Source organism: Nitratidesulfovibrio liaohensis (assembly GCF_011682075.1).
In the GTDB taxonomy this organism is placed as follows: domain Bacteria; phylum Desulfobacterota; class Desulfovibrionia; order Desulfovibrionales; family Desulfovibrionaceae; genus Cupidesulfovibrio; species Cupidesulfovibrio liaohensis.
Window position 1 is genome coordinate 1 of record NZ_VSMK01000080.1, and the last position, 7,388, is coordinate 7,388.

The following is a 7,388-nucleotide window of genomic DNA, read 5'->3' on the forward strand; positions in this document are numbered from 1 at the left end:
GTCCGCGCCGGTGGTCAGGGCCAGCACGGCCTCTGCCAGGTGGCTGCCGTCCGGGCCGGGGGCGGCAGCATGATGGATTCCTTCGCGCATGCCGTCGGCCAGGCGGGTGCGCGGTGAAACCACCAGCGGCAGGCCGAGGCCCAGGGCCTCGTAGATCTTGATTTGCGAGAAGTATTCGCCGCCGGGCGGCGCGGGAATGACGGCCACGTCCGCATCGCGCAGGGCATTGGCCACCCCGGTGGGCGACACGCGCCCCGCCAGGACGACACGGTGCTCCCATCCCGGCACGGCGCGCAGCCTGCGCTGGAAGTCTTCCGGATCGGGCCAGGAAACCCCGCCCACCAGCAGCAGGCGGTAGCGTTCCGGCAGGCAGGCCAGCATGTCGAAAAGCTGGCCCACGCCTTTTTCCGGGGTCAGCGAACCGAAATGGCACAAGGTGATGGGGCCGGTATTCAAGACCGGATCGACGCCGCCTGAGGCGCGCCCGCCATCTGCTGGGGCGAAGATACGGGGGTTGAAGCCGGAGGGGACCACCACGGCCGGCCCGGTGTAGCCAAACCGCTCGCGAGCCCAGTTCTGCAGCGCCTCGTCGATGAAGATCACCCCGGCGGCTTCGGCCAGTATCTTGCGGGTGAGTTCCTCGTGCCGCTGCTGGTGCATCTCGAAGAAGACCGGCGCGCGTCCGCCCGTCAGGCGGCGCAGTTGCAGCAACAGGGCGGCAGGCTTGGCCTCGCGGGCCAGCAGCACGGTGTTCGGGGTGCGCACGGCCCGCAGCAGCCGCCAGTGAAACACCGCGTCGTACAGGGTGGGGCCGTGGAAGGGGATGGCACGCACCCGAAGGGCGGGGGGCAGATCCACGGCGTAGTCATCCGCAAGGTGTGCCGCCAACGCCCGCGCGTCGCCGCCGCGCAGGGCCGGGTATATCTCCGTTTCCACGCCGCATGACGCGAAGGCGGAGGCCATGTTCACGGCCTGAATGTGGTTGGCGGCGGCCTGGGGAAAGCGCAGTTTCTTGGCGATGACGAGGCGCATGCGGGTGTGGGGTTGCGGTGTGCGGCACGTTGGCCGGGGAAACGTGGTGCGGTGATTTCACGCGGCGGGGCGAAAGTCAATGCGCCGGGCGGGACTGCGGGGGGTGTGTGGGGGCGGCGCACACGGCGTTGCGACGCAAATGGGCGGAGGCTGCCGCCTCCGCCCGTCGCCGTATTCGTGTTCCGCCGGTGCGGCTACAGTTTTTTGACCTCGGCGTACCAGCCGCCCGCCTGTTCCAGCAGGCCGTACAGGCGGCCCACCAGCGCGTGCGGGTCGGCCAGGTAGCCTTCCAGCAGCAGGCTGGCCTCGAACAGTTGCAGGGTGGCGCTTTCCACCATGGGGTCTGCCGGATCCGCCTTGTGGATGCGCAGCAGGTTGCGCAGGATGGGGTGGTCGCGGTTCACTTCCAGCACCTTTTTGGGGATGGACTCGTCGCGCTGCATGACTTTCAGCAGCTTTTCCATGGACGAGGTCACCGAGCCGTCGGGGCTGACCAGGCAGGCCGGGCTGTCGGACAGGCGGTGCGACACGCGCACCTCGGTCACCTTGTCGCCCAGCAGTTCCTTCATGTGGGCCAGCAGCGCGTCGAAGGCGGGGGCGTCGGATTCCGCCAGCGGCTCGGCTTCCTTGCGTTCCTCCACGGTGGGGAAGGCGTCCAGGGTGGCGGCATCGGCGTGTTCCACGGCCTTCAGGGCGAAGTCCTTGTAGTTGCCCAGAGCGTCCATGACGAATTCGTCGATGGGCTCGTACAGGAACAGCACCTCAAGCCCCTTCTTGCGGAAGATTTCCAGGTGCGGGTTCAGCCGCGCGGCCTCGCGGTTGGGCGCGGAGATGTACCAGATGTCCTTCTGGCCTTCGCGCGCGCGACCGATGTAGTCGTCCAGCGACGAAAGCCCCTTGGCGTCGTCGTGGTGCGAGGTGTTGCAGCGCAGCAGGCCCGCGAACTTTTCGCGGTTGGCCCAGTCGGTGTGGCCCAGCTTGAACAGCTTGCCGTGGCTGCGCCAGAATTCCGCGTATCTGTCCGCGTCGGACGCGGCCAGCTTTTCCAGATGGCCGAGCACCTGCTTCGTCACCGTCTGGCCGATCTTGCGGATGACCACGTTCTCCTGCAGCGTTTCGCGCGAGATGTTCAGGGGCAGGTCTTCCGTGTCCACCACGCCCTTCACGAAGCTGAGGTATTCCGGCAGCAGGTCCTTGTTCTCGCGCTGGATGAGCACCCGGCGCACGTACAGGTCGAGGCCCCAGCGGTCGCGGCCCATGCCGAACAGTTCCTGCCCGTGCGGCGGCACGAACATGAGCGCGGTGAACTGCACCGGCGCGTCCACGGAAACGTGGATGGTTTCCAGCGGGGCACCGCTGTCGAAGGTGAGGTATTTGTAGAAATCCTCGTACTGCTGCGGGGTGACCGAAAACTTCGGTTCGCGCCACAGGGCCGGGGTGGTGTTCACCCGTTCGCCCTCGACCATGATGGGGAAGGGCAGGAAGTTGGAGTGGGTGCGCACGATGGCTTCCAGGCGGTGGCGTTCCAGGAATTCCGCCGCGTCTTCCTTGATGTGCGCTTCTATGACCGTGCCGCGCGCCGGGGCTGCGGCATCGTCCGCGCCATCCACCTCGGCCACGCTGAACGAGCCGGAACCGTCCGATTCCCAGACATGGGCGGACGCGCCGGGCTGGCACGAGCGCGAGGTGACCTTTACCGTGTCCGCCACCATGAACACCGAGTAGAAGCCCACGCCGAAGCGACCGATGATGGACGCGGCGTCGGTGGGGGCTGCGGAGGTCGAGGACGCAGCCTCGCCGTCGGCATCGCCTGCGTCGGCGTCGGCCTTGGCCCCGCCGTTCAGGCCCTGCCCCATCCCGTGTTCCGCCATGAACCGCTCCGAGCCGGAACGGGCAATGGTGCCCAGGTTGTCGATGAGTTCCTGACGGGTCATGCCCACGCCCGTGTCGGCAATGCGCAGGATGCGCGCGTCCTTGTCCACGGTGATGGTGATGTCCAGGGGCAGGTCGGGGGTGGCCACGGCGTCGCCCCGGCTCTGGAAGAAGCGCAGCTTGTCCAGTGCGTCTGATGCGTTTGAGACCAGTTCGCGCAGGAAAATCTCGCGGTTGGTGTACAGCGAGTGGGTGATGATGTGCAGCAGTTTCTGCACTTCGGTGCGGAATTCATGCGTCTCGTGCGCGGCGGCGGTCATCGTCTCCTCCTGTGAAAGGCGTGGTCTGGTGATCGGGAAGGGGTCGCCCGGTATGCCTGAAGGGGCCGGGCCTGCCCGAATGTTGTACAATCGTTCCGTGTCGTTGCGACCGTAAAATTCCCTGTGCAGATAGTGCCGGGGCGGCGCGTGTCAAGACGGCACCGGCAGCGAAGGAAAGACGCGAAGCGTCTGTGCAGGGCGCCAACGATACATGGGCCGCCCGGCCTGGCGCGGACGGACCGTGAATCGGCCCGGGAAGATGGCCCATCGCCCCGGTCGGGAACGATCAACGGGAAGCGGGAAGGATGTGGCGCAGGGGCGCTTCAGCCCACATCGCCTTGTCGAGGCCCCTCTGGGTGAAAGCGGACTACGCCGCCGGGGCGTCCAGCTTGAAGCGCACGCGCAGCACGCCGTTCTCGAAGTCGTGCGAGATGATCCGGAAGGTGCCCACTTCCGCCGTGTTGGCCACATGGGTGCCGCTGCACGGGCAGGCGTCGAAGTCGCCCACCCGCACGATGCGCAGGGTGTCGCCCGCGTCGTCCGGCAGGCGGCCCAGGTCGAAGCGGCTGGCGGCTTCCGTGCGGTCCATGTCCACGGCGGTGACCGTAAGGTTGCCGGACAGCACGCGGTTCACCTCGGCTTCTATGGCGCGGGCTTCCGCGTCGTCGAGCGGATGGTTGAAGTGGTAGTCGCACTTGGATTTCTTGGGGTTGACGTGTGCGCTGAAGCAGCGCCCGCAGCCGTGGCGGGCCACCATCACGCCGTTCAGGACGTGTTCGGCGGTGTGCATGCGGGGGGCTTCGTCCTTGCTCATGATGGGCTCCGTGGAAGTTGCGGTTGCCGGGCGTCGGCGCGGGTGGCGTTCGGGCCGGGCATGGGGTACCTGTGTGGTGCGCTTGCGAGGAGGGGAGTGCCCGCTCTTGTCGGCGCATGACTGACATAGACCAGCATGGCCCGGCCATCGCGTCGGGCGAAGATACAGGAGATGCTGCATGGATTTCAAGGCGCTGGCCGACCTGGTGGAAAACGGGCTGCCGTTCCAGAAGCTGCTGGGCATCAGGGTGGCGGAGATGGAAGCGGGCCGGGTGAAGCTGTTCATTCCGTACCGCGAGGAACTGGTGGGCGACACGCGTCGGCCCGCCCTGCATGGCGGGGTGATATCGTCGCTGGCCGACGTGTGCGCGGGGTTTGCCGTGTGGACCAGATGCCGCATCGACGACCGCATCGCCACCATCGACCTGGTCATCGACTATCTGTGGCCCGCGTCCGCCAGCGACCTGTACGCCGAGGCCACCGTGAAGCTGCTGGGCAACAGGGTGGGCAATGCGCAGGTGGTCATCTGGTCCGCCGACAGGCCGGACCGGCATGTGGCCGAGGGGCGGGGGGTGTACAACATCAGAAGGGGATAACTCTGCATCGGCCTGCCGGAACCACATGCTGCGAAACGGCTGGACACGTGGCTGTTTTTTAAATAAAAATAGTATATTGAAGTGCGTAGTAATGAATTTTTCATGACGGTTTCCGGTATTATGCAGTCTGTTTTTCCGTTCCGGGGGGAACGGCAAGCACCGTGCTGGCTGCCAATGCACGCCTGCCCCTAGCCGGCCAGAACATCCGCCCGACGCCATGTCGGGCGGGGTGGGGCGGGCAGACGGCTGTTCCGGTTCACGGGATGGCCAATGACTCCGAGCATGCATCGCGCCGGCGAGGGGGGCGCGCCGCGGGCCGTTCTGTCCCATGGGCGGAATGTGCCTGCGTATGACGCATTGTGTCGGGGCTGTCACGGAACCTGCCGGAGAGTGGGGCCTTCTGAACGTCTGTTTTATGACAAGGGAATGTGATGATTACATTTTTTGCCTCATTGCCGATGCGGATGAAGGTGCTTGCCATCATGCTGCTTCCGCTGGTGGCGTTGATGGCGTTTTCCGGATCGCTCGTCATGAGCAAGCGCGCCGTCATGGTCGAGATGCAGGATGTGGAGCGCCTTGCCGCCCTTTCCGTGACCGTTGGCGATGTCGCCCACGAATTGCAGAAGGAGCGGGGGCTTTCGTCGGGGTTCCTCGCCAGCCGCGGGGAGCGGTTTGGCCCGGATATGGCCGCCCAACGGCGCGATTCGGACAGTGCGCTGGGCAAGCTGCGTGCGCGTTTGCGCGTGTTTCAGGCGGAAGGTTTTCCCCCGGAAACAAGGGCCGCCCTCGGCAAGGTGGAGAGCGAACTTGGCGGCATCGACGGGAAGCGTCGCGAGGTGGACGCCTTGGCGCTCAAACCGGCCGGAATCATCGCGTCGTACTCCGAAACCATCACGTCATTGCTGGAAGTGAATGCCTTCATTTCGCGCGCCAGTTCCGAGCCGCGGGTGCTCGGACGCATAGTGGCCTACGATTCGCTGTTGTGGGCCAAGGAGTACGCGGGGCGCGAACGGGCCACGCTCAACGGCATGTTCGCCCAGGGGACGATTCCGGTCAATTTGTTCCGCTCGTGGCTGACCGTGCTCGCCGCGCAGGACGAGCGGCTTGCCACATTCAAGGCGCTTGCCGCGCCCGAAGACGCCGCCCTGCTGGAAGCGCGGCTGACCGGTCCCGCCGTGGCGGAGGTCGCCCGGATGCGGGCTCTGGTGATGGCCGGGACTCAGGGCGAGGCGCTTGGCGGTGATGCTGCCGAGTGGTTCAAGGCCTCCACGGCACGCATAGAACTTTTGCGCCAGGTCGAGGTGGGCCTGGGCGATGCCCTGATGCAGCTCGCCAACCGCCTGGGCCGGGACGCCAGGATGGACATGCTCGTCTACGTTTCGATGGCTGGCGGGGCGTTGGCTGTCACGCTGGCCGTGGGGCTGCTGGTCTTCGTCTCGATCAATACGCCCTTGCGTCGCGCTGTGGCCTTTGCCGAAGCCGTGGGCAAGGGCAATCTGGACCATCCCCTGGATGTGCGGCAGGCCGACGAAATAGGCACGCTGTGCACTGCCATGGCGAGCATGGTCGGCAACCTGAAGCTCAAGATCGCGGAAGCGCAGGCGCAGACGCAACTCGCGGCCCGGGAGACGGAGCACGCGCGCACGGCGCAGGCTGAGGCGGACGAGGCCCGGGCCGAGGCGGAACGGGCACGCCGGAACGGTATGCTGCAGGCGTCGGTGCGCATGGAAGACATGGTTCGCAAGCTCACCGGTGTGTCCGAGGGCATTGCGGCCCAGGTGGTGCAGTCCAGCAGGGGCGCCCAGGCACAAAAAAACCGCGTTGCCGACACGGCGCTGGCCATGGAGCAGACCAACGATGCGGTCTTGGACGTGGCCCGGAGCGCCGGACTGGCGTCGGAAATGTCGCACGAGGCCCGGCAACTGGCCAGCGACGGCGCCAGTGTTGTCCGCCGGATGGTGGGCATGGTGGGCGACGTGCGCGTGCAGGCCCTGCAGCTCAAGGGTGATATGGAAATCCTTGGCACGAACGCCGCCAATATCGGGCAGGTGCTCGGCGTCATCAACGATATTGCGGATCAGACGAACCTGCTGGCGCTGAACGCGGCCATCGAGGCCGCCCGTGCGGGAGATGCGGGGCGCGGTTTTGCCGTGGTGGCGGACGAGGTGCGCAAGCTGGCGGAAAAGACCATGACCGCCACGAAGGAAGTGGCAGAGGCCGTGATAGGCATACAGAACGCCACGCGGTCCAATGCGGAAAGCGTTTCGCAGACCGTGGGCAGCATAGAGAACGCCACGGGCATGGCAGAGGCGTCGGCGCGGTCGCTGGAAAGGATCGTGGACATGGTGACCCAGGCCAGCGACCAGGTGCGGTCCATTGCCGCCGCGGCGGAACAGCAATCCACCGCAAGCAGAGAGATCAGCGGCTCCCTGACCGACATCAACGCCATCGCCAACGATACCGCCAAGGGAATGGAGCATTCGACCCTGGCCGTGGAGGAGCTTGCGTCGCTGGCCAGGGCCTTGCAACAGATGGTGACCGAAATGGCGGCGGAGGGGCGGGCCTAGGGTCGGCCTTGCGCCGGGCACGAAACCGGTGAGAACGACACGAGAAAAACGGCCCTCCGCCATGGCGGAGGGCCGTTTTTCCCGTGTCGTTCTGCCGGGCGGCGCACGCTGGCGTTGCGTGCGCCGTGGCGGGCTACTTCGACAGCGACTGCTCCTGCACGCGCGGCCCGCCCGCGCCGGGTGCGCCC

General features: G+C 66.4%; 5 protein-coding genes. 2 read left to right on the forward strand and 3 right to left on the reverse strand.

Annotated features, from left to right (window positions below; genetic code table 11):
• From FVW27_RS03580 to FVW27_RS03590, 3 genes are all read right to left on the reverse strand, one after another.
• Positions 1 to 1,032 (reverse strand): glycosyltransferase (locus FVW27_RS03580; RefSeq protein WP_167122794.1); only part of this gene is annotated, 1,032 nt, incomplete at its 3' end.
• Between the two features lie 194 nt (positions 1,033 to 1,226).
• Complete coding sequence (htpG, locus tag FVW27_RS03585) at positions 1,227 to 3,224, reverse strand: molecular chaperone HtpG (RefSeq protein WP_167122796.1); 1,998 nt, start codon at positions 3,222 to 3,224, stop codon at positions 1,227 to 1,229.
• A gap of 367 nt (positions 3,225 to 3,591) precedes the next feature.
• Positions 3,592 to 4,038 carry an alanyl-tRNA editing protein gene (locus FVW27_RS03590; RefSeq protein ID WP_167122798.1) on the reverse strand — a complete coding sequence of 149 codons (447 nt, stop codon included), beginning with the start codon at positions 4,036 to 4,038 and terminating at the stop codon, positions 3,592 to 3,594.
• A gap of 178 nt (positions 4,039 to 4,216) precedes the next feature.
• On the opposite strand from FVW27_RS03590, the gene FVW27_RS03595 reads away from it, so the two are divergent.
• Entirely contained in the window at positions 4,217 to 4,633 is a 417-nt protein-coding gene (locus FVW27_RS03595) for a PaaI family thioesterase (RefSeq protein WP_167122800.1), read from the forward strand.
• 482 nt (positions 4,634 to 5,115) lie between these two features.
• The gene (locus FVW27_RS03600; protein WP_167122802.1) at positions 5,116 to 7,200 is read left to right on the forward strand and encodes a methyl-accepting chemotaxis protein; all 2,085 of its coding nucleotides are present in this window, start codon (positions 5,116 to 5,118) and stop codon (positions 7,198 to 7,200) included.
• Positions 7,201 to 7,388 lie beyond the last annotated feature (188 nt).